Source organism: Agarivorans sp. (assembly GCF_050295395.1).
Classification (GTDB): domain Bacteria; phylum Pseudomonadota; class Gammaproteobacteria; order Enterobacterales; family Celerinatantimonadaceae; genus Agarivorans.
The window spans coordinates 1-21,510 of record NZ_JBNKPP010000313.1 but is presented as its reverse complement, the minus strand read 5'-3'; the positions used below and the strand labels follow the sequence as shown (position 1 = coordinate 21,510).

The following is a 21,510-nucleotide window of genomic DNA, read 5'->3' as shown; positions in this document are numbered from 1 at the left end:
TTGCGTTGGGAGCAGCAATGCTCCCTCTCGTTAAACGGAGAGTGCTGATATGACCAATAAACAGCAGCAAACGCGATGGCAAAGACTATGGGCATGGTTAAAGAAACCATTATTCATCGGTATTCCCATTGGCGTAGTGGTATTAATATTAGGTTTGGCCGCCGTACAAGGAAGCTTAGTCTTATCCAGTACCAATAGCTTTTGCTTCAGCTGCCATCTAAAAATGGACACCATCGTCCAAGAGTACCAAGCATCGAGCCATTATGGTGACGGTAGCAACATAGCAGCAAGCTGTGCAGACTGCCATGTACCTCACCCCTATTTCGAAATGTTACAAGTAAAAATCGCTGCCACTGCAGATATCTATCACATGATGGTGGGCACCATTAACAAACAAAACTTCGAAGAACACCGCCCCGCCCTAGCCGAAAAAGTATGGCGCGATATGCAGGCCAATGATTCCGCAAACTGCCGGCATTGCCATCAGGGCGATAACTTCGACTTATCTAAACAGCCACAACGAGCCCGTTTAAATCACCAACAAATCGAACAACGCGGCGAGACCTGTATCGATTGCCACCAAGCCTTAACCCACAAACGCATTGTTATAAATTAAGTCCTTATAACTTAAAACGCTGAGTCTTCTTAGTTATCACTTCGAAGACTTTTGGCTTTTTAGTTTTACTCATCCGACCAGATGTGTTAAAAAAATGTAAAACAACTGTTGAGTAAAACCATGAATCACTATTTCCGATTAATCTTTATGTTTATTCGTCATTGGTTTCGCTGCCAAACGGCTTATGCTCCAACCGGCGACTTCATGATAAAGCTAACCGCCCTACCTTTTGATTGTGATGCCAATATGCACCTCACTAATTCCCGCTATTTTAGCTTTGGCGATCTAGGGCGTATCGACATGCTGCTAAAAACTAAGCTAGCAGGGCTCACCCTAAAAAAAGGTTGGCTAGGAGTGGTTAATGCGCAAACCGTTAGCTACATAAGGGCGATTAAACCGCTTAGTAGAATTGAATTGCACAGCAAATTGCTCGGTTGGGACGAAAAATACTGGTACTTTGAGCATCGCTTTGTGGCTAACAATACTCTTTATGCCAGTATTTTAGTCCGTGGAGTATTTATTAAAGGCAAGCAAGTCATTCCAATGCAAGAGCTGTTGGCTCTGATAGGCCACCATCAAGCCTCACCGGAACTGCCACGAAGAGTCAGCCATTGGAAAGAACTACTTTCCATTAAGAAGCAAGAATCCCCTTTCTAACTTAACTTTGCCAATCTAGAAACTAAGTTCCAGCTATCTGCCATACTAAAAACAAAGTCGTTTTAGGAAAAACGCTATTGATTAAGATATGGCAACTCGCTGGCTTAGCCTGGCTACTTATAGGGGCGATAAGCAGCACTCAAGCAAAAGACATCACCTTAGCCACTAGTAAGTCCATTCCACCTTATATCATCGAACAAAATCAATCGGGTATACAACTCGATATTATTCGGCAAGCCTTTGATAAAATGGGGCATAAAGTCACTACGCTTATTTTCACCTCTAACCTCAGAGCCGAGCGAATGCTCAACAAAAGCGCCGTAGATGCGATTGTCAATGCACCCAATAATACCGTTGATAATTACCTATCAGACCCCGTTATTTATTACCAGAACGTTGCCATCAGTTTAACGAAGCGACAAGTTAAGCTAGACAGCGTTGCAGACTTAGCTAACTACCGCTTTATGGCATTTCAAAATGCTAAAAAATACCTAGGAGCCGCTTTCAACGAGGCCGCGGAGCAAGCTAAAGCCTATACAGAGGTCGCCAATCAACAAGCGCAAATTGAACGTTTATATCGAGCTCAAGTCGAAGTCATTGTGATGGACAAGCAGATATACCTATACTTAAGCCAGCAGTTGGCCGCCAATGATGCAAAACAAGCCGTCACCTTTCACCCTATTTTTAAACCTTCACCCAGGTTATTAGGTTTCCATGATAAGCATCTGCGTGACCAATTTAACCAAGGCCTAAAAATGCTGAAGCGCGAGCACGGTATCTTCAAATAGGCCTAACTTCGACTGGATAAACCAGTCATTTCACCATTTTGAGAGTACAATCAATAGAAAGCTAATATTTTTAATCGTAAATAAAATAATCCCAAGTCTTTCTTGTGATATAAACTTGTAAAAAAATAATGACAAAACTATAAATTTACTAATAACTTTCTTATTATTTAGTCAATTAAAGGTGGCCAATGACACAAATTATTTTTTTTGACTGCTTAATATTTGATTTAAAACAAATCTGTCACAACTTATGGTTACATTCCGTTTGAAAACGTTATCATAGCTATTCTACTACGCATGAGGAAACAGATAAGATGTCCGAGAACCGCTATTCCCACACCTCTAGTAACCGCCTTGTAAGACGTACCGTTGCTTTAGTATTGGCTGGAGGGAAAGGTACCCGCTTAAAAGATCTTACCAGTAAAGTCGCTAAGCCCGCAGTCTCTTTTGGCGGGAAGTATCGAATCATAGATTTCACCTTATCAAATTGCATTAACTCCGGTGTACGTAATATTGGGGTACTAACTCAGTATATGGCGCATGACCTTATCATGCATCTGCAGTCGGGCTGGCAAATTCTAAACCCAGCACTTAATGAAAGAGTATCGATTATTCCGGCGCAACAACGTACGGGAGAAAACTGGTATCGAGGAACCGCTGACGCGGTATACCAAAATCTCGATATTATCGATCATGACCATTACGACCGGGTTCTCATCCTTGGTGGTGATCACATCTACAAGATGGATTATTCTAGGATGATCAACTTCCATGCTGAGAATGACGCCGATGTAACCGTGGCTTGTATACGCAAACCACTTTCTCAAGCCCGCTCTTTTGGCGTGATGGGCTTAGATTCTGAAGGCCGAATTACCGACTTTGAAGAGAAACCGCTTCACCCAAAATCCGATCCCAGCGATCCTGACTTAGCCCTAGTCTCTATGGGGATTTATATATTCAACATCGATGTGCTAGACGAAGAGCTACGTGACGGTTTGTTAAAACCCGGCTACTCTCACGATTTTGGTCATAATGTTATTCCAAACATGATTAAAAATCGCAAAGTATTTGGTTATGTTTTCGCCGATAAAGGCCATCCTGGACGCACCGCCTACTGGCGAGACGTAGGTGACATCGATGAGTATTTTGCAGCCAATATGGACTTGGTTAACCCTAATCCAGAATTTGATCTTTACGATAGGGAATGGCCAATCATTACCGACCAAAAACAACGTCCTGGCGCCAAGTTTGTATTTAATGATGAGTTGCGACGCGGTTACGCCACCGACTCTTTAGTGTGCGCGGGGGTCATTGTTAGCGGGGCTAAAGTTCATCGTTCTTTATTGTCCTTAGATGTACGAATTGAAGAACATTCAGAATTGGAAGAAGTGATTGCTTTAAACAATGCCAGTGTTGGTAGAAACTGTAAAATTCGCAAGGCAATTATCGCCGAAGGTTGTGTCGTTCCCGATAATACTGTGATTGGTTATGACGAAGTAGAGGACCGCAAGCGTTTCACTGTTTCTCCAGCGGGAGTCACCTTGGTCTCTTGTGAAATGCTTTAAGCAACTAAGATCTTGGCGGGCAAATCTACATTTGCCTGCCTATTCTTCCACCAGCAAGGTATCATCTTCCACTTTGCAATCTACCAGTAATACAAGATCTTTACTAAGATAGGTGCTAAAGGTCTTACACATTTCCTGACTGCTAGAATCTCGATAGATTTTGGACAAAATCAACTGTTGCGGTTTCACCGTATCCATAGCCACCAAGGCGTGAAAATAGGGACGAAAGCTCCAGTTAAAACCAATATATTGTTCATCCTCTTCAATCCCGCTGTTGGTCACTTCAAAGTTTGGCGAGACCTGAGTACCGTCCACACGACACAAAAAATAACGTAGGATCCCGGCGTTGGCTAACTGTCTTTCCAAACTTAAGGCGTTGCCTCCATGTTGCAGTTGATGTTTTAAAGCCAATACACTGGATTTAACCGCAACGTTATGTTTTATGGTGGCGGAAGTTCGACTACTCTTACGTTTTAGGTAACTGCCAAGCAAGGTTTTCACCTTAGCCTGACTCATTTGCGCCACCAAAAAGTCTGGCTGAGCCTGATAAAACAACCAGCCTTGCATATATCTAGCACCGCACTCCACCCCAAAATGAAATTCTTGCTCGGTTTCCACACCTTCGCAGATCAACTCACATCCAGCACGTTGTACTAGCTCAGATATTGATAATACGACGTCAGCCGATAAGCCACCTTTGGTCGCCTCCTTAAACAAACGCATATCCAATTTAATAATGTCTGGCTCTAAGGCAATAATTCGGTCAATTTGCGAAGCCCCTGCTCCAAAGTCATCAATCGCCACCCTTAATCCAGCTCGGTGGTACTCTTTGACTACTCGTTGCAAATTATCAATATTGCCGCTAGCTTCGGTGATTTCAATGATCACCCGACTAGGATCAATGCCAATCTGCTGAATCATTTCAATGGTAGGGCTACAAAGATCGCGACCTAGCATATCCACCCAGTCAGGCACGATATTCAAGGTTAAAAAGCCTTCTCGCTGACTTTGCGCAAAGTGTTGTAAAGCTTGTTTACGCACCGAACGGTCAACCTCACGTCGATCGCTCAAACTATAGTGAATATCGCTGAACAGCTCACCGGCACTACTTACCCGTTGCTTATGATTGAGGGTTCTCGCTAGGGTTTCGTAACCCGCAATCTCACCACTCGGTAAATATATAATCGGCTGATAATGAGGAAAATATTGTAAAGGGTTAAGCTGGTTTTGTTTGGTTGCGAGCAAAGCTTGATCCAGCCTAACCACTTTCGAGTAGTGATTATCAAACGCCATAATGTTATATGCCTTAGAATTTACAACTTATTTCTAGATGTAAAATAAGCATAAAATATACCAATTCTAAAAAACTTGGCTAACTTTTATCATTCTCTTCAACTCCGGAACACAAGAACCGCAGTTGGTTCCCGCCTTACAGTAACTACCAACTTGTTCTGCACTGCTGCAATCGTGCTGGTCAATAACATCACGAATAGTTTGCTCTCTCACCTGATGGCACGAACATACTATTCTTCCGAGATCGGCAGCAGGACTGGTGCCAGCCAATACGCCACGACGAATATTATCAGACATCGGCTGTTGCAATAGTGACTCCAGCCAAGCTGACGAGTTAATCTCGCCCTTCGCTGTCACCATGTAGCTAGCAAATAGCTCTCCAGCCACCACCAAGGCCGAGCGATACTGCTGCTTGATAGGATCGGCAAAATCAATACTCTGCCATTGACCCTGTTGTAACAAAAAAGCCTTTAGTGCCGCGGCTAAAGCTTGAGGACTTTGGTTGTCAGCCAAACGATAGACAAAGCCTTCGTCCAGCTTCTGCTTAACCCAATATTTAGCCGGTAAGGCCTGACATTGCGATAAAGACAAAGCGCTTGCGCTAAGTAATACCGCTTCGCTGGCATATTCCCAGGGCCGCAAATTAACGGCGGTATATTTAGACTCAGGTTGGCCTGAAATAGGATCAACTATGTTATTCACCAGTTGGCTAACCACGCCATCGCTGGAAAACTGCTTACTCCAGTGGATTGGCATGAATAAGTGTCCGCGCTTTTGGCCACTGTCTAGCTTAAGCCTAACTCTCAGTTCGCCTTGTTGGCTGTTGACGACCACCAGCTCACCATCAGATAAACCATAACTAGCGGCATCCGCTGGGTTAATCTCTAACATTGGTTCACTAATATGACTGCTTAACTTGGCCGCCAAACCAGTACGCGTCATGGTATGCCAGTGATCGCGCACTCGCCCGGTATTCAGTAGCAAGGGATAATCGCTGCTACAGCTAGAAGCGCTGGCTTGGTAATTCACCGCGATCAACTGAGCCTTACCGGAGGCTGTGCAGAACTGCCCATCACTAAACAGGCTTCGCGTACCTTGAGCCTGTCCGTTTACTGGCCAGCGCTGAGGCAACAGAGCATCGTAACTGGCTTTCGATAGCCCACTAAGAGCGCTAATATCAAACTTACGCTGCTTGGCGTCGGCGAGCAAACCCGATAAAGCAGCATGCTCGCTAAAAATATCTGCCGAAGACTGATAAGCAAAAGCCTCTGCAAAACCCATCTTTCTAGCCACTTGGCTAAGTAAATACCAATCTGGCTTAGTATCTCCCTGCGGAGCGATAAAGGCCCGTTGTCGAGACAGCATCCGTTCCGAATTAGTGACCATACCATCACGCTCCCCCCAACCTGCAGCGGGCAGCAGTACATCGGCGTAACGAGTGGTATCGGTTTGGGCAATACAGTCAGAAACCACCACCAAGGGGCAAGCTAATAAGGCTTCTCTCACCTTAGCAGACTCAGGCAAGCTCACCGCAGGATTAGTTCCCATGATCCAAATAGCCTTGATCTCACCACTGGCAACTTTAGCGAACATATCAACGGCCTTAACCCCAGGGCGACGTGCCAAATTAGGGCTATTCCAAAACCCTTGTAAAGCGGCTAGGTGCTGGTCTTGAAAATCTAAATGGCCCGCTAATAAATTAGCTAAGGCTCCCACTTCTCGCCCCCCCATCGCATTTGGTTGACCGGTAATCGAAAACGCGGTAGCGCCTAGTTTTCCGATTTTGCCTGTGGCTAAGTGACAATTAATAATGGCATTAACTTTGTCTACACCTTGAGCGCTTTGGTTTACGCCTTGGCTAAATACGCTGACACAACGCTCTGTATCGGCAAACATCTGATAAAAACGCAACAAGGCTTCAGGCTCAATCCCACACTGTTCTGCCAGCTGGCTTAACTGAGCGGCGTCTTGTTTGGCCGCAGCCAAGGCAGACTCAAAGCCTTCGGTATGTTGTTTTAAATACCGCTGGTCTAGCTTTCCATGCTCACTCAAATAAGCGAATAAACCATTAAACAAGGCCACATCAGTGCCACCATTCACCGCTAAATGTAAATCAGCAATATCACAGCTATCGGTACGTCGTGGGTCAATCACCACTACTTTGAGTTTTGGGTTAGCCAGTTTGGCGCGCTTTAAACGTTGATACACTATCGGGTGGCACCACGCCAAATTAGAGCCTACCAAGGTCACTAATTCAGCATGCTCTAAATCCTCGTAACTCCCCGGCACTACGTCTTCACCAAAAGCGCGTTTGTGCCCAGCCACCGCCGAAGACATACACAAGCGTGAGTTTGAATCGATATTGGCGCTGCCCAAAAAGCCTTTAATCAACTTATTGGCGACATAATAATCTTCGGTGAGTAATTGCCCAGAAACATAAAACGCCACCGAATCGGGGCCATGCTCAGCCAAGGTTTGGCTTAAGCGTGAAGCCACATAACTCAAGGCCTTATCTAAAGGTTCTTGGTGGCCTTTAACCAGCGCATAACGTAAACGCCCCTCATTGCTTAAGGTGTCGCCTAACGCAGCCCCTTTTGAGCACAACAAACCGAGGTTGGCGGGATGACTGCTGTCGCCTCTCACTTCGACCTTGGCATTGCCATTAAGCTTAGCTTCAACTCCACAGCCAGTCCCGCAATAAGGGCAGGTGGTTTTAATCCATTGTTGTTGAGACACGTCGTATACTCCTCGGCATTATCATTAACGAGTCGCTATTTCGCTCGCCTTATAGAGGAGTACTTTGCAAGAGCTAAACCAAGAAAAAAGCTTAAAAAACCTATTCCTAAAGGAGTAGAAATTGACGGATTTTTATCAAAATTTGGTGGGTTTTCTAGACCGAGACAATAATCACGCCCAATTATAGTGCACGGCAGCCCAAATTTGGGCTTATCTGGTGACGCCACAATTTCACTTCACACTGCCCACTTCAAGCTGAGTGCTAACTTATCACTCGCCAGCTAGCCCCCAACAAACCGGCAACTGAAAAGCCTACATTCCTGCAGGATTTATAATGGCTAGCGCCAGCTATACTTCTTCACCGGAGCTAGCCGGCTCTTAAGGCCAGCAAGGCCTTAATATCGCTGAGATCGGGATAGGCTCGAAACTCAGTCTGTTTCTCTGAAATGGCCAAGATTGACATTCTATCGGCCAGCTCATTACCTTCCAAACCAACATGTCCATTTACATGTAAGATGGGTAAACGTGCCTTCAACAGTTGGTAGCGGGCATACATTTGTTGAATCAAAGCCAAGTTTTTAATCTCTCCACTGGGCTTCTTCCAGCCTTTTTTCTGCCAACCATCCGCCCACTGGGTCAAACACTGAATGGCATATTGCGAGTCGCATAAAATCACCACCCGCAAACCCTTATCCAATTCCTGCTGCGCCAGAATCAGGGCCTGATTAAGCGCATTGAGTTCGGCGCTATTATTGGTTCCTCGCGGATGATACAAGCCATACCATAGGCCGGCTAAGCGCTCATTTCGATATAAGGCTAAGCCGGAACCAGCCTCTCCAGGATTAGGCTCACAACCACCGTCGGTGTAGATCTTGACCTCGGCCGCCAATTTGGCAATTTCGTCGGCTTGATAGGTTTTCAAGCCTGCCGCCCTTGGCCGTTTAGCTGCTGGCGCCGCTTTTGGTCTACTGCTCGCCTTAGCGCCAAAAGCCACCTCCGCTTCGGCTAAACTAGCAAAAGACTTATAGCGAGCACCGGCAAACTTATCCACCTGACGTTTGCAGCTAGGCCAATCTTGATAAATTCCCGTTTCTCGCCCTTGCCACACAACATAGTATTTCTTTGCCATTTTCAGTCTCTGTTCATTCAAAGCCTCAATATAACTAAGCGTCCTGATAAACAAAACCCAAACCACAAAAATGAAATACTTTTATCGCTGAATCAATAAATTATAAATATCAACCTACAAAAAATAGGGATACGCCGTTACAATTATAATTCTACCCCTGAAGTTCATCAGTCGCGATTTAATGGAAGTAGCGCTTAGTGTTTAAAGGCTTACAACAAAAAGCAAACTTGATGTTTGCACTCTCATCGATGCTGTTTTTTGTTTTGGCTGCATTGTCGATTCAGTTGCTCAGTCAGTATTTTGTGGCTAACGAAGTCCAAAAAGTAGAGGCCGAATTAAGTAGAAACCTCGCCATTACCCGCGCTAACCTGGAAGCGATTATTTTTCAAGATACCTATCTCGCCGACAGCCTAGCGACAGTGGTAACTCTCGACCAAGATTTAGCCTCCAGTCATTGGAAAACCATCGCCAAAAAATTACTCGACAAAGCACAATTTGTGCGCAGTATCGGCATTGCGCCCAACAATATTATTAGTAAAGTTTATCCCTTAGAAGGCAACGAAGGGGCTATAGGCTTAGACTTTAGAACCCAACCCAAACAGCTAGTCGGTGTTAACAAGGCTCGTGAGTTAATGGATGTTTATATCGATGGGCCAGTCAACTTAGTGCAAGGAGGGCTAGGCCTGATTGCTCGCTACCCCATTTTTTCAGACGCGCCTAAAAACCAGCAGTACTGGGGTAGCGTTAGCGTGGTAATGGACTACAACAACATGCTCAAAGGCAGTGGCCTAGAAGGCTTAAGCGGTTTAGATGTAGCCTTACGTAAACAACACAATAACCAAGCGGGCGAGGTGTTTTACGGCTCGGCGGCAGTTTTCACTAAGCCGGATTTGGAGCACACCATTCGTCTTCCCTCTGGCACTTGGTTATTGGCGGCCAAGTTCGATACTGCAGAACTCAATCACATCCAAAACACGCGACAACTCAGTTTACTGCTAGGTTTAGTCGTTACAATTGCGGTTTATTTACTGTTGGTGCTGCATTTTCTTAATTATAAACAAATTCATAAAGCCTCGTTGGTGGATGAGCTCACCCAACTACCGAATCGCCGCTTTGTCATGAATCAGCTCCACGAACTCACCAACAAAAATCAAAAAAAGCCCGGTTTTGCACTACTAAATATCGACCTCAACGGCTTTAAGAAGGTAAATGATCAAATTGGCCATGATGCGGGCGACGAGTTACTTAAACTCGTTTCCAATCAACTGTTAGCCAGTGTACGTCAATCAGATACGGTGGCACGTTTTGGCGGTGATGAATTTGTCGTGCTGCTAAGAGACGTCCACAACAGCGAAAGCGCTAAACACATCATTGGCAAAATAAAACAACAAGTAGAATCACAAGTGCTCAACTGGCAGGGACAATCGATTGTCGCGTCTTTAAGCATTGGTTTCGCCCTGTATCCTGAGCAAGTCGACAGTATTGAACAATTGCTCTCTTATGCTGATAAAAACATGTACCAACAAAAAATCCAGCATAAAGCCCAGCAAACAACACATTAAAGGCTGCATAAAGCAGCCTTAGCTCTTCTAACTATAACAGCGGCTCAAGAGTGCTCTACTTGTAAACGCTGGTAGAGCGCATCCTTTAACTCGGCCCGTTGAAGTTTTAATTGCACCATAGCCTCATCTTCAATCGGCCCTCCCTGTAACTCTAATACGCGTATTTCTTTGTCTAAGGCATTATAACGCTTGGTTTCCTTAGCAAATTCCGGGTCATTACTGACTAAACTTTTAATTGTATCTAGATAATCTGGAAACTCATTAGCCAAAGAATGGTCTTCACCTAACATAAAAACTCCTTGCTGGTTGGTTAGATATTGTCATTGCATCAATGACCCCTCTCTTAAACCCTAGCAAAGACCTAGATGACTTGCCGCTATTCGATATTTAAATTATTTGTTATTGCCAAACCAAAATATACGAAATATCATATATGCGTTTTTTCACATATTAGTGGCAACCATGTTTTCTATCTTATTTCTGTGTACTGCCAATGCGGCTCGCTCACAATTGGCAGAAGCTTTGGTTAATCAATATTATGGGCAGCACTTCACCGCCTACAGCGCAGGCACCCAAGCCAAAGCCATCGACCCCAGAACGCTACAAACGCTGAGCGAGCAGGGACTATCTTGCCAAGGTCTACACAGCAAAAGTATTCAACAACTTGAGCAAACGCTGCAGCAAACAGAGGCTAGCAAAGTCAATTTTGATTTCGTGATTACCCTGTGTGATACAGCCAAACAAGAATGCGCCTCGTTACCCACCGGTGCAGCCATTTTGCATTGGAATTTGGCCGATCCAGCTGCCCAGCCAGGCATGGACTTATTCACTAAAACATTTGCCGACTTAAAACAACGCCTAGCCGAGTTTGTTAAGTACAACCGGCCCAGCGGTTCAGCGCTCAACATTGCCCCCATCGACGTGTTTAAGCAGTTTAGCGACAATACTCGCTTGCAAATCTTGCTACTGATCGAAGATGAGCAGCGCCTCAGCGTGAATCAACTCAGCCATGCCTTGGCCGAAAGCCAACCGAAAATATCGCGACACTTAGCCTTGTTGCGTGAATGCCAATTACTATCGACCACTCGTCAGGCTCAACAGGTGTTTTATCACCTCAACCCTGAATTGCCCGACTGGGTAGCTCAAACGCTCTCAACCACACGTTTAGCCAACCCCGGATACATTAATCAGCCGCTTGCGCGAATACGACAGCAGGCGGCTTCTAAATCAATTAGCCATTAGAAATTAAGGTTCATTATGTCTTCACATCCTATTTATGCCGTTGATGTTAGCGCTAATGCGCAGCTACTACTAACTCCTTGCCCTGGCACCCAAGACGCCGATCTGTATAGCTCCTTACAAGAGCTGTGTCATAAAAATAGCCCTGCGCTAATCACCTTAATGACCAGTGAAGAACTGGCAGAAAACCAACTGAGTGAGTTAGCCAAGCATGCCGTAACCTACGATATGCAGTGGTTCCATCTGCCTATCGAAGATGACAGCGTGCCAGATGAAGCTTGGGAAGAACGTTTCCAAAGTGTATTACCTCGCTTCTTACAACTACTGAACAACGGTATGAACTTAACCATTCACTGCAAAGGCGGCAGCGGACGCACCGGGCTGCTAGCGGCACGCATCATGTTGGCGCTTGGTATTGAACTGGATGAGGCTATCAGCAAAATTAAGGCCGTTCGCCCCAATGCCTTCTCACAAGCGGTACAACAACAATATATTCAGCAGTTTGCTAAATAGGAAACACCAACATGACAATTAAAGTAGGTATTAATGGTTTTGGCCGAATTGGCCGTTTAGCCTTACGTGCGGCTTACAATTGGCCTGACTTAGAGTTTGTAATGATCAACGATGTGGCCGGAGACGCTAAAACCCTCGCCCACTTACTGGAGTTTGATTCGGTACAAGGACGATGGCAGCACCAAGTTCAACATGACGCTAATGGCCTGATCATCAATCAACAACACATTCCCTGCTTTCAACAAGGCGACTTAAGCCAGCTAGACTGGTCGGGCTGTGATGTAGTACTAGAAGCCACCGGCGTACACCGCAGCAAAGACTTGCTTAGCCCCTACTTAGCCCAAGGCGTTAAACGAGTGGTGGTTTCCGCCCCGGTTAAAGATCCCGATATTGCCAATATCGTGGTGGGCGTCAATCAGCATATCTTTGAGCCAAGTCGCCATGCCATTGTTACCGCCGCCTCATGCACCACCAATTGCCTAGCGCCGGTAATTAAGGTGATTCAACAACATTTTGGTATTGAGTCGGGCTGCATGACCACCATTCACGACCTCACCAATACTCAAACCATCCTCGATGCACCGCATCAGGATTTACGTCGAGCTCGCGCCTGTGGCATGTCGTTAATTCCCACCACCACTGGCAGCGCCAAAGCCATTTGTGAGATTTTCCCCGAGTTGACCGGCAAACTAAATGGTCATGCGGTACGTGTTCCCTTGGCCAATGCTTCTCTCACCGACATGGTATTTAGCTTAGAGCGCGATACCACTGCCGAAGAAGTGAATCAACTATTGAAGCAAGCCAGCGAGAACGAACTCAAAGGCATTCTTGGTTATGAAGAAAAACCACTGGTATCCATCGATTACAAGGGCGACCAACGCTCTAGCATTATCGACGCCCTATCCACCATGATGATAGGCAAACGGATGCTTAAGTTATATGCCTGGTACGACAATGAGATGGGTTACGCCACTCGCACCAGTGAGTTGATCCGCCTAGTTGGTGCAGCGGATAAGGACTAGCTCAATCATGTTCAATACCCTCCCCACTAGCTTAAAACAATATCTTTTGGTGACCTTCAATTATTGGAATTTCACCATTACCGACGGTGCCCTGCGAATGCTAGTGGTGCTGTATTTCCATCAGCTTGGTTATAGCGCTTTCGCCATTGCCATGTTGTTTTTGTTTTATGAGTTTTTTGGGGTGGTAACCAACCTGCTGGGTGGCTGGTTAGGGGCTAGAATTGGTCTTAATCACACCATGAACATCGGCTTGGCCATGCAAATAGTGGCCTTGTTGGCCCTTGGCCTACCCAGCCAGTATTTATCTATTCCCTTGGTAATGGCCGCTCAGGCTTTATCAGGCATAGCCAAAGACTTAAATAAAATGAGCGCCAAGAGCTCTATCAAGGCGCTTGTTCAGTCCGAGCAACAACATAGCCTGTACAAGTGGGTCGCTCTATTAACCGGCTCGAAGAACGCCTTAAAAGGCTTTGGTTTCTTCCTTGGCGGTGCGCTACTCAAGCTGCTGGGCTTTCAGTTGTCGATGCTAGCCATGGCAGGCGTATTAGCCCTAGTATTAATGCTTAGTTTAAAGTTGCTTGCCAAAGACTTAGGTAAAGCAAAAAGCAAAGCCAAGTTTTCGCAGTTGTTTTCTAAAAGCCGACAAATCAACGTATTGGCAGCGGCACGGTTATTTCTATTTGCCGCTCGCGATGTGTGGTTTGTAGTGGCCCTACCGGTGTTTTTAAGTGCCCAACTACATTGGGATCACCTACAAACCGGTGGCTTTATGGCTTGCTGGGTGGTGGCTTATGGCATAGTGCAAGCCCTTGCCCCGGCCATCACTGGTGGTAAGTCTAAAGTCATTCCCGGACGCAATGCCGCCTTTGGCTGGGCTTTATTGCTGAGTATGGTTACAGCAATTCTAGCCTATTTAGTTCAACTGCAATGGCAACTCAGCTATAGCCTAATTATCGGTTTAATGCTGTTTGGTTTCGTATTTGCCATCAACTCTTCGTTACATTCCTTTTTGGTGGTGAATTATGCCAGTGAAGAGGGTGTATCAATGGATGTGGGCTTCTATTACATGGCTAATGCCATGGGGCGTTTGTTAGGCACGGTGCTTTCTGGCTGGGTTTTTCAACAAGCTGGGCTTAGCGCCTGTTTATGGGTCAGCTTCGCTATGTTGCTGGGCACTAGCTTAATTAGTTTGGCCTTGCCCCAGCAATATCAAGCTCCAAGCCAAAGGAAGCCAAGTTAGCGGAAGGTATCATCCTATAAAGACCTCGTTTAAGGTGAATAAACTTGCTGCTAGCTGTTGGCCTTTGCTAAGGTTTGTTTATGTTGGTTTTATCACTTAATACTTAAAGCAAGCTCAGACCCGCTTGCTTTTTAGTAGCATAAGGCGAAACAAGGTCAATACTAATGGTTGTAGATGAGTTATCTTTTCAACAAGTACGCGATTTTCCCGTGCAACCGTGGTCTATTGATTTAGAAAGCAACCAGTTTGAATGCCCCAAACAGCTATTAACCCTGCTTGGCTACCCCAAGCAATCACAATTGACCCTATCGCAACTGTTTGCCACTTTAGAAAAACCTCAATTACAGCTACTAAAAAAACACATCAAGCAAGTGATACAAACTGGCCAAGCGCTTAGCCAAACAGTCATTCTCAATGCCTTTCAACATCGCTATATTGCAGACATCAACATCGATTCGGCCAGCGCCAACGGTAAAATTATCAAAGGCACCATTGAGCTAAAACAATCCTTTCTCACCAAACAACAGGAGCTAGAGTTTCTTAAAAGCCTATTTGCCAAATCCGTTGAAGGGCTAATGATTGCCGATGCAAACCATAAAATTATCAAAGTTAATCAGGCGATGTGCCAAGAAACAGGCTATGCCGAACATGAGTTGCTTGGTCGCCCCGCCTCTATTTTTAAGAGTGACCGTTATACCGATAACTTTTATCAACAATTGTGGGCGCATGTTGATAAACACAAGGTTTGGTCGGGTGAACTGCTAGCCAAAAGCAAACAAGCGGAGGTCTATACCCACGAAGTCACTCTTCAACGCATCGACCTGCCTAATCAAGAACATGTTTATGTTTCTTCCAGCCACCGCCTAGACAGCTATGCCGACTTATGGGATGCCGACGATCCCAACCAGCGCACTCAAATCCATGTTCCCGATAAAAATGCTTTCACTAAGAAACTCAACGCCGATTATCAACAATTGGGAAAAGACCACACCATTGTTTGCATGGTATTCAATGTGTCGCTGGCGCAGAAACTCAGTAACATTACTTTGCAATGGCTAATCGCACAACGTTTCAACCAACTGCAACACGCTGGCCATTTAGGCATTTTAGGTAACAAGATGTTCGCCGCTTATTGGGTGGCCCCCAAACGGGTAGAAGAAGTAGAAAAAATTCTTAAACAAAGTCTGCATGCTTTAGAAAGCGATACAAAAGAACAAGACATCGTCTTGTCTGCCAGTATTAATGCTGGCGTTTCAGTACTGTATGTTGATGCCAGTAGCCCCATTCAACTGCTTAGCCATGCCACTCAATCACTCATCGCCAATAGCCACGGTGATAACTCTTCACTGCACTATTTTGATCGGCGCTTAGCCAAACGCTTTAACCGCAAGGCCAACCTTGCAACCTTGTTAAGGAAGGCTTTGGCGGCCAATCAAGTCAGCGTATATTACCAACCGATTGCGGATCTAGAACAGCTTAAAATTATTAAGTTTGAAGCGCTGTGCCGGATCCATCTGGATACCGAGATGAGCTATGGCATTCAAGAACTGATCGACATTGCGGAAGAGTATAAGTGGATAGATAAAATCGATGCCATTGTTACACAACAAGCCTTGGCAGATTTATCGCTTTTACAAAAACACTTCGATTCGCCGCAACTAGGTATGTCAATCAACCGCTCTGTAGCCAACGACAGCGTATCGCATTGTTGCTTAGAAGAAACCTTAGACATTCTAGAGAAAAGCTGTGTCGACTTAAGCCTAATCACCGTAGAGCTCACCGAGTCAGCCTATTTTGATGATTCTTACTACCATGCTAAATGGATAGACAAACTAAAAGCCCAGCAGATTTCGATTGCCCTAGACGATTTTGGTACTGGCTATTCTTCGTTTTCTTACCTGCGACAAATTCCAGTGAATACCGTTAAAATCGACCGCTCCTTTGTTTCTGGTTTAAGCGAAGATTCAAATGAATATGCGATGATCGATATGCTATGCAAACTAACCCACAAAATGGGTGGTAAAGTGGTGGCAGAGGGGGTCGAAAGCGCGCAAGAATTAAACCTATTATCAAAACTTAAAGTGGATATGTTTCAAGGCTACTTATTTGATAAACCACAGCCGCTGGGACAAATTTTGCAAAAGGACACGCTCTATTATCCTCACCTGCAAGACCATTTGCATCAGGGTGAGCCACTCTATGCCAAAACCATCATGCGTCGCAACTTTGCAAAGCTCGGCCTAGACGACAAACTAAAACGCGCTGCAGAAAAATTTGCCGCTAAGCAATACCGCTTTATATTAGTGATAGAAAATAGTCATTGTGTTGGCGTGTTATACCAAACTGATTTAAATGCGGCGATTAGCCCTTACCTTAATACCGAGGGCGAACAACAGCGCGATTTACTCACCTTAAATAAACGCGTTCATCAAGTCATGAAAAAAGACCAACTTGAAGTGCAACCAGACACCCCCTTTGAGCAACTATTTCAACAATTTGTGCAATACCCTTATACGGTCGCCGTGGTCACCGGCCCAACAGGAGTATGCTTGGGTTTAATCACTCTAGAGGATATGTTGCGCCAACAGCTTAACCAACAGAATAAGCAAAGCTAAACTAGGCTCGCCTTACGCCACCCAACTCAAGTACACTCTGCTTATCTTTCCTAACCTTAAGCGATCACATGGATTATTTAGCAATCAATAAAGCAGCTTGGGACAAACGCGCCGCACTGCACTTGGATACCGAGTTTTACGATGTTGCCGGCTTTATGGCTGGTAACAGTTCGCTAAAAAGCATCGAACGGGAGCTCATGGGTGATGTAAGCGGCAAAAAGCTATTACATTTACAATGTCATTTTGGCTTAGACAGCCTCTCTTGGGCCCGCTTAGGTGCCGAAGTGACCGCGGTAGACTTATCCAGTGAAGCGATTAAACAAGCTGAGCAACTAGCGGAAAAAACCGGTCTTCAAGCTGAGTTCATCTGCCAAGATGTCTATGGTTATGCCCAGCAAAGCCAAGCTATTCACGACTGGGTATTTGCCTCTTATGGCGCACTTTGCTGGCTGCCAGATATAGAGCGTTGGGCACAAGTGGTAGCGGCCAACCTTAAGCCCGGTGGTCAGTTATGCTTGGTTGAGTTTCACCCGGTGCATGACTTACTCAGTGGTTACGGTTACTTCCATCGCGAGCAAGCCGATCTTGACGAAGAAGGCAGCTACACCGAAGTTGAAGGGGATGAAGAAAGTCCCATGCTCACTTGGGGCCACCCCATTTCTGATGTGCTTAACGCTTTAATTAAAGTTGGCTTAAGCATTGAGCAAGTTCACGAGTATGACTACAGTCCCTACGATTGTTTTGAAGATCTTAGTCAACGCGCCGAAGGCGAGTTTGTTTATGAACACGAACACTACAACTCGCCCTTGGTTTACAGCATCGTAGCGCGAAAAAACTAAGCCCGCTTAACGTGGCAAGATAGTAGGTAAGCTGGCCAGCGGGTCGGCTTCGCTTAAAAAGCGTTGTGCAATCAAGGCAACGCTCAACAAGGCCACCAAACTAAACAACACAATTCCAGCCCAGCCCCAAGCGCTATAAAACGGCTGCATTAAGGCACCACCACTGGCTGCACCAATATAATAGGTAATGGTGTAAAGCGCTGAAGCACTCGCCTTCGCCTGAGTGGCATGTTGGTTAACCCAGGCACTGGCTTGAGCATGGCTAAAAAAGAAGCCCATGGATGAAATCACCATGGCTAACAATAACACGCCTAAGTGATCCACTAGACTCAGCAAACTGGCTAAGCTCATCACCAGTAAACCCAATATGATGCAGCGCTTACCTCCGTAACGCTGAGCAATTCGCCCGCTTGAACTAGCAGTAAAAGTGCCGCCTAAATAACTAAGAAACAACAGAGAGGTTAAGCTGGCTGGCAGCGAGTACGGCGCCTCTGCCAAAATAAAAGTTAGATAAGAAAACTGATTAATAAACACCCCAAAACCGATCCCTCCAACCAAGTAAGCGCACACTAACTGAGGATTGCGTAAGTGGCCAAGGTAGTGCCTCATACTTTGCGATAAGCGCCAAGGCTGTATCGAAGTAGCACGCTCAGTCGGCAGCAACATCAGAACCGCCCCCGCCATCACCAAGCTTAATAGTGCCACGACTACAAAGGCCATCTGCCACGAGCCCAGTAAGTCGGCACTCCAACCACCTAACAAACGCCCGCCAATCCCGCCTAAGGAGTTTGCCGCAATAAAAATGCCCACCGCCTTAACCAAGGCGCGTGCATCTAGCTGCTCTGCTAAGTAAGCAATAGCTACCGCCGGAACCCCAGCTAAACAGAAGCCTTGGATAAAGCGCAAACCAATCAAGGCATAAAACGAACTAGGATGGGCTAAACCAATCAATAAACTGAGGCTAGGCACCACGGCTATCGATAACAATAATATTTTCCGCCGCCCTAGCGCATCAGAAAGCGAAGCAAGCAGTAATAGCCCCACCGCCATGCCTAACATGGCCGCCGATAGCATGGCGCTAGCCCCCAGAGCCGATAGTTGATAATCCTGAGCAAAGATCGGCAACAAGGGTTGCACCAAGTACAGATTAAAAAATGTTACTAAAGAAGCAGCAGACACAGCGCTGGTTACTCGCCAGAAGCCTTTACTGTTTTGTTGATACGGCATAACAAACTCAAGCCAGTGGTAATAGCTTTATGCTAAGCCGCCCCTACCGATAAATAAAATATATTGTTATTATCATGGCTATAACCATTACTTATAGATAAGGCTGATCATGGAATTACGCCAACTACGTCAATTTGTTGCCGTCGTCCAGTTGGGCAGCTTCACCGCTGCGGCCAAACAGCTAGGTATTGCGCAACCGGCGATTAGCGCCACCATAAAAAAACTAGAACAACAACTGTCGATTCAATTGCTACAACGTAACGAACGAAAGGTCAGCCTAAGTGCCGAAGGAGAAGTGCTGTATCAGCATGCCACTCAACTGCTTAAGCAAGCCGAAGATACCGAACAGGCGATGCAGTCTTTAAAGGGCCTAGACAGTGGCACCGTCACCATTGGTATTCCCAGCATGATGGGCTCATATTTTTTCCCACCGCTGTTAATGGCCTTTAAAAGCCAATATCCACAACTCAATTTGTCAGTGATTGATGCCGGCACCGAGTTGGTCAGACAAAAGTTGCTTAATGGCGAATTAGATCTGGGGATCGTAGTCACTACCGATGTGCCCGCAGAATTAGTCTGCGAACCCATTTATACCGGCGAACTATTGGCTTGCTGCAGCCAAGACAATCCATTGAGCCAACAAAACAGTATTAGCCATCGAGAATTTTTAGAACATGAACTGGTGCTATTTAGAGAGGGCTACTTTCACCATAAGGTGATCGAGCAAATCAGTAGAGAACAACAAATGGTGCCGCAGGTATCATTTCAAACCAACTTAATACCGTTAATTAAATCGATAGTGGCGCGGGATTTTGGGATTAGTACCTTGCTTAGTATGGTTTTACAGCCAGGGGATGCGCTGCACTCACTGAGTTTTGATCCACCTTTTTATTTAGAGCTCGGCTTGGCATGGCGACGTGATGCTTATCTATCACGCGCCAACCAACGTTTCAGGGAATTTGTATTAGCGAATTGCCAAGACCGAAGCTAATTAAATCAGGCTGCTAATTTGTTCTTGTGCCTGTTCCATTTGCTCTTTAGCGAACTGCTCGCCCATATTTAGGGCTTCCGCATAAACCACTTCTACTTCCTTGATACCCAAGAAACCAAGTACCAATTTTAAGTAAGGGATTTGCGTATCGCTGGCGCTGTCTTTGTGAATACCGCCACGGGTGGTCACGATAATCGCTTTGGTGTTTTCAATAAGACCTACCGCACCTTGCTCTGTGTATTTGAAGGTCACCCCTGCACGGGCCACCATATCAATCCAGTTTTTAAGCTGAGTAGGAATAGAGAAATTGTACATAGGCGCAGCCATTACTAAGACATCGGCTGCTTTTAGTTCTTCAATCAAGCGGTCTGACAAAGCCACGGCTTGTTTTTGCAGTTCACTCATGTCGTCACTGCCACGCAGGGCTAACGCGATATCACCAGTTAACACTGGAAGCGGCTCTGCGGCTAAGTCACGGCTGGTGATTGTAGCACCTTGTTGTTTATAACCTTGCTCAAGCTTCTCCATTAGCGCTGACGAACTAGAGTAGCCACCTAAAATACTTGATTTAAGCATAAGAACATTTTTCATACGACATGCACCTTTAAACTGATGAACTGGTTTTAATGCAGCTAGATTAACAATGTTTAATTAGAATGAAAATCGCATAAATTCGCGATAATCTTTCTAAAAAATTGAAATGAAAACAAAGCAACACAAGCCAGTTACATCGCTATATACTTATTATGTCTAGATAATCAGGGATGACACCGTGGAACAGCAACCGAAGCAGCAAAATGCCTTACAAAAACGACTTTATGAAATTATTTTTGGCTACAATACCCCCGCCGGAAAACGCTTCGACTTATTACTGATTATTGCCATTATCTCCAGCGTTAGCGCAGTCATTCTTAATTCAGTGGGTCAGTTAGATCAGCACTATCATCAATGGTTTATCAGCATTGAGTTGGTTTTTACCATATTTTTTACCATTGAGTACTTGGCCCGCTTATATTGCTCTCCAAAGCCCAAAGAGTATGCCAAGAGCTTTTATGGTGTGGTCGATTTACTAGCGATTCTTCCCACCTATTTGGCACTGCTCTATCCTGCCGCCCAAGTGATGTTATTGTTCCGCTTACTGCGGATCTTAAGAATTTTACGGGTATTAAAACTGGTACGTTATGTTAGTGAGGCCAACGTACTGTTGCGTTCACTGCTACTGGCCCGCCGTAAAATTTTGGTTTTTCTGTTTTGTATCGTGCTACTCACCACCATTTATGGCGCCTTAATGTACGCCATAGAAGGCCCAGCCAATGGCTTTACCAGCATTCCTAAGAGTATTTATTGGGCCGTCGTCACCATTACCACCGTGGGTTACGGTGACATTTCACCCGTAACGCCCTTAGGCCAAGCATTAGCCGCACTGGTTATGGTGACAGGTTTCGCCATTATCACCGTACCCACTGGCATTGTGGGTG

Annotated in this window: 19 protein-coding genes; 13 read left to right on the top strand and 6 right to left on the bottom strand. The window is 45.5% G+C overall.

The features are described 5' to 3' along the window. Positions 1-49: 49 nt before the first annotated feature. The 4 genes from ACQY6Q_RS18750 to glgC all read left to right on the top strand — a co-directional run bounded on the left by ACQY6Q_RS18750 (position 50) and on the right by glgC (position 3,626). Positions 50-616 carry a NapC/NirT family cytochrome c gene (locus tag ACQY6Q_RS18750; protein WP_427983786.1) on the top strand — a complete coding sequence of 189 codons (567 nt, stop codon included), beginning with the start codon at positions 50-52 and terminating at the stop codon, positions 614-616. 120 nt (positions 617-736) lie between these two features. Then, a complete protein-coding gene (locus ACQY6Q_RS18745; RefSeq protein WP_427983784.1) occupies positions 737-1,273 on the top strand; it encodes an acyl-CoA thioesterase in 537 nt (178 codons plus the stop codon). A 77-nt stretch (positions 1,274-1,350) separates the two neighbouring features. Next, positions 1,351-2,061 (top strand): substrate-binding periplasmic protein, encoded by a 711-nt coding sequence (locus tag ACQY6Q_RS18740; protein WP_427983782.1) that lies wholly within the window; start codon positions 1,351-1,353, stop codon positions 2,059-2,061. Positions 2,062-2,375: 314 nt separating this feature from the next. Continuing rightward, positions 2,376-3,626, top strand: a complete 1,251-nt coding sequence (gene glgC / locus ACQY6Q_RS18735; protein WP_427983780.1) for a glucose-1-phosphate adenylyltransferase — start codon at positions 2,376-2,378, stop codon at positions 3,624-3,626. 39 nt (positions 3,627-3,665) lie between these two features. Here the strand turns inward: glgC and ACQY6Q_RS18730 are convergent, their stop codons facing one another. The 3 genes from ACQY6Q_RS18730 to ACQY6Q_RS18720 all read right to left on the bottom strand — a co-directional run bounded on the left by ACQY6Q_RS18730 (position 3,666) and on the right by ACQY6Q_RS18720 (position 8,784). Beyond that, positions 3,666-4,919 carry an EAL domain-containing protein gene (locus ACQY6Q_RS18730; protein ID WP_427983779.1) on the bottom strand — a complete coding sequence of 418 codons (1,254 nt, stop codon included), beginning with the start codon at positions 4,917-4,919 and terminating at the stop codon, positions 3,666-3,668. A gap of 66 nt (positions 4,920-4,985) precedes the next feature. Continuing rightward, positions 4,986-7,655 (bottom strand): molybdopterin-dependent oxidoreductase, encoded by a 2,670-nt coding sequence (locus ACQY6Q_RS18725; RefSeq protein WP_427983777.1) that lies wholly within the window; start codon positions 7,653-7,655, stop codon positions 4,986-4,988. Positions 7,656-8,022: 367 nt separating this feature from the next. After that, complete coding sequence (locus ACQY6Q_RS18720) at positions 8,023-8,784, bottom strand: viroplasmin family protein (protein WP_427983775.1); 762 nt, start codon at positions 8,782-8,784, stop codon at positions 8,023-8,025. A 230-nt stretch (positions 8,785-9,014) separates the two neighbouring features. Between ACQY6Q_RS18720 and ACQY6Q_RS18715 the strand changes: the two genes are divergently transcribed. Then, a complete protein-coding gene (locus ACQY6Q_RS18715) occupies positions 9,015-10,346 on the top strand; it encodes a diguanylate cyclase domain-containing protein (RefSeq protein WP_427983773.1) in 1,332 nt (443 codons plus the stop codon). Positions 10,347-10,390: 44 nt separating this feature from the next. Here ACQY6Q_RS18715 and ACQY6Q_RS18710 read toward each other — a convergent pair whose 3' ends face one another. Beyond that, positions 10,391-10,636 (bottom strand): YdcH family protein, encoded by a 246-nt coding sequence (locus ACQY6Q_RS18710; RefSeq protein WP_427983771.1) that lies wholly within the window; start codon positions 10,634-10,636, stop codon positions 10,391-10,393. Positions 10,637-10,808: 172 nt separating this feature from the next. On the opposite strand from ACQY6Q_RS18710, the gene ACQY6Q_RS18705 reads away from it, so the two are divergent. The 6 genes from ACQY6Q_RS18705 (at position 10,809) to ACQY6Q_RS18680 (ending at position 17,814) form a co-directional block, all read left to right on the top strand. Next, on the top strand, positions 10,809-11,588 hold the full coding sequence (locus ACQY6Q_RS18705) for a metalloregulator ArsR/SmtB family transcription factor (protein ID WP_427983770.1): 780 nt from the start codon (positions 10,809-10,811) through the stop codon (positions 11,586-11,588). A 15-nt stretch (positions 11,589-11,603) separates the two neighbouring features. After that, the gene (locus ACQY6Q_RS18700) at positions 11,604-12,098 is read left to right on the top strand and encodes a tyrosine-protein phosphatase (protein ID WP_427983768.1); all 495 of its coding nucleotides are present in this window, start codon (positions 11,604-11,606) and stop codon (positions 12,096-12,098) included. Between the two features lie 11 nt (positions 12,099-12,109). Then, on the top strand, positions 12,110-13,120 hold the full coding sequence (locus tag ACQY6Q_RS18695) for an ArsJ-associated glyceraldehyde-3-phosphate dehydrogenase (RefSeq protein WP_427983766.1): 1,011 nt from the start codon (positions 12,110-12,112) through the stop codon (positions 13,118-13,120). A gap of 7 nt (positions 13,121-13,127) precedes the next feature. Beyond that, on the top strand, positions 13,128-14,360 hold the full coding sequence (gene arsJ / locus ACQY6Q_RS18690; RefSeq protein WP_427983764.1) for an organoarsenical effux MFS transporter ArsJ: 1,233 nt from the start codon (positions 13,128-13,130) through the stop codon (positions 14,358-14,360). 164 nt (positions 14,361-14,524) lie between these two features. Next, positions 14,525-16,975, top strand: a complete 2,451-nt coding sequence (locus ACQY6Q_RS18685) for an EAL domain-containing protein (RefSeq protein WP_427983763.1) — start codon at positions 14,525-14,527, stop codon at positions 16,973-16,975. 68 nt (positions 16,976-17,043) lie between these two features. Continuing rightward, positions 17,044-17,814 (top strand): class I SAM-dependent methyltransferase, encoded by a 771-nt coding sequence (locus tag ACQY6Q_RS18680; RefSeq protein WP_427983761.1) that lies wholly within the window; start codon positions 17,044-17,046, stop codon positions 17,812-17,814. 6 nt (positions 17,815-17,820) lie between these two features. Here the strand turns inward: ACQY6Q_RS18680 and ACQY6Q_RS18675 are convergent, their stop codons facing one another. Then, complete coding sequence (locus ACQY6Q_RS18675) at positions 17,821-19,041, bottom strand: MFS transporter (RefSeq protein ID WP_427983760.1); 1,221 nt, start codon at positions 19,039-19,041, stop codon at positions 17,821-17,823. Positions 19,042-19,150: 109 nt separating this feature from the next. Between ACQY6Q_RS18675 and ACQY6Q_RS18670 the strand changes: the two genes are divergently transcribed. Next, positions 19,151-20,032: a LysR family transcriptional regulator gene (locus ACQY6Q_RS18670; protein ID WP_427983758.1), complete on the top strand. Its 882-nt coding sequence runs from the start codon at positions 19,151-19,153 to the stop codon at positions 20,030-20,032. Here ACQY6Q_RS18670 and ACQY6Q_RS18665 read toward each other — a convergent pair whose 3' ends face one another. Further along, positions 20,033-20,623 carry an FMN-dependent NADH-azoreductase gene (locus ACQY6Q_RS18665; RefSeq protein ID WP_427983756.1) on the bottom strand — a complete coding sequence of 197 codons (591 nt, stop codon included), beginning with the start codon at positions 20,621-20,623 and terminating at the stop codon, positions 20,033-20,035. It lies immediately after the preceding gene. Between the two features lie 181 nt (positions 20,624-20,804). On the opposite strand from ACQY6Q_RS18665, the gene ACQY6Q_RS18660 reads away from it, so the two are divergent. Next, a partial coding sequence (locus ACQY6Q_RS18660; RefSeq protein ID WP_427983755.1) for an ion transporter occupies positions 20,805-21,510 on the top strand: 706 nt, incomplete at its 3' end.

Coding starts and splice junctions, on each gene's coding strand:
- ACQY6Q_RS18750 (WP_427983786.1), top strand. CDS start 50: ATGACCAATAAACAGCAGCAAACGCGATGGCAAAGACTATGGGCATGG.
- ACQY6Q_RS18745 (WP_427983784.1), top strand. CDS start 737: ATGAATCACTATTTCCGATTAATCTTTATGTTTATTCGTCATTGGTTT.
- glgC (WP_427983780.1), top strand. CDS start 2,376: ATGTCCGAGAACCGCTATTCCCACACCTCTAGTAACCGCCTTGTAAGA.
- ACQY6Q_RS18730 (WP_427983779.1), bottom strand. CDS start 4,919: ATGGCGTTTGATAATCACTACTCGAAAGTGGTTAGGCTGGATCAAGCT.
- ACQY6Q_RS18720 (WP_427983775.1), bottom strand. CDS start 8,784: ATGGCAAAGAAATACTATGTTGTGTGGCAAGGGCGAGAAACGGGAATT.
- ACQY6Q_RS18715 (WP_427983773.1), top strand. CDS start 9,015: ATGTTTGCACTCTCATCGATGCTGTTTTTTGTTTTGGCTGCATTGTCG.
- ACQY6Q_RS18710 (WP_427983771.1), bottom strand. CDS start 10,636: ATGTTAGGTGAAGACCATTCTTTGGCTAATGAGTTTCCAGATTATCTA.
- ACQY6Q_RS18705 (WP_427983770.1), top strand. CDS start 10,809: ATGTTTTCTATCTTATTTCTGTGTACTGCCAATGCGGCTCGCTCACAA.
- ACQY6Q_RS18700 (WP_427983768.1), top strand. CDS start 11,604: ATGTCTTCACATCCTATTTATGCCGTTGATGTTAGCGCTAATGCGCAG.
- ACQY6Q_RS18695 (WP_427983766.1), top strand. CDS start 12,110: ATGACAATTAAAGTAGGTATTAATGGTTTTGGCCGAATTGGCCGTTTA.
- arsJ (WP_427983764.1), top strand. CDS start 13,128: ATGTTCAATACCCTCCCCACTAGCTTAAAACAATATCTTTTGGTGACC.
- ACQY6Q_RS18685 (WP_427983763.1), top strand. CDS start 14,525: ATGGTTGTAGATGAGTTATCTTTTCAACAAGTACGCGATTTTCCCGTG.
- ACQY6Q_RS18680 (WP_427983761.1), top strand. CDS start 17,044: ATGGATTATTTAGCAATCAATAAAGCAGCTTGGGACAAACGCGCCGCA.
- ACQY6Q_RS18675 (WP_427983760.1), bottom strand. CDS start 19,041: ATGCCGTATCAACAAAACAGTAAAGGCTTCTGGCGAGTAACCAGCGCT.
- ACQY6Q_RS18670 (WP_427983758.1), top strand. CDS start 19,151: ATGGAATTACGCCAACTACGTCAATTTGTTGCCGTCGTCCAGTTGGGC.
- ACQY6Q_RS18665 (WP_427983756.1), bottom strand. CDS start 20,623: ATGAAAAATGTTCTTATGCTTAAATCAAGTATTTTAGGTGGCTACTCT.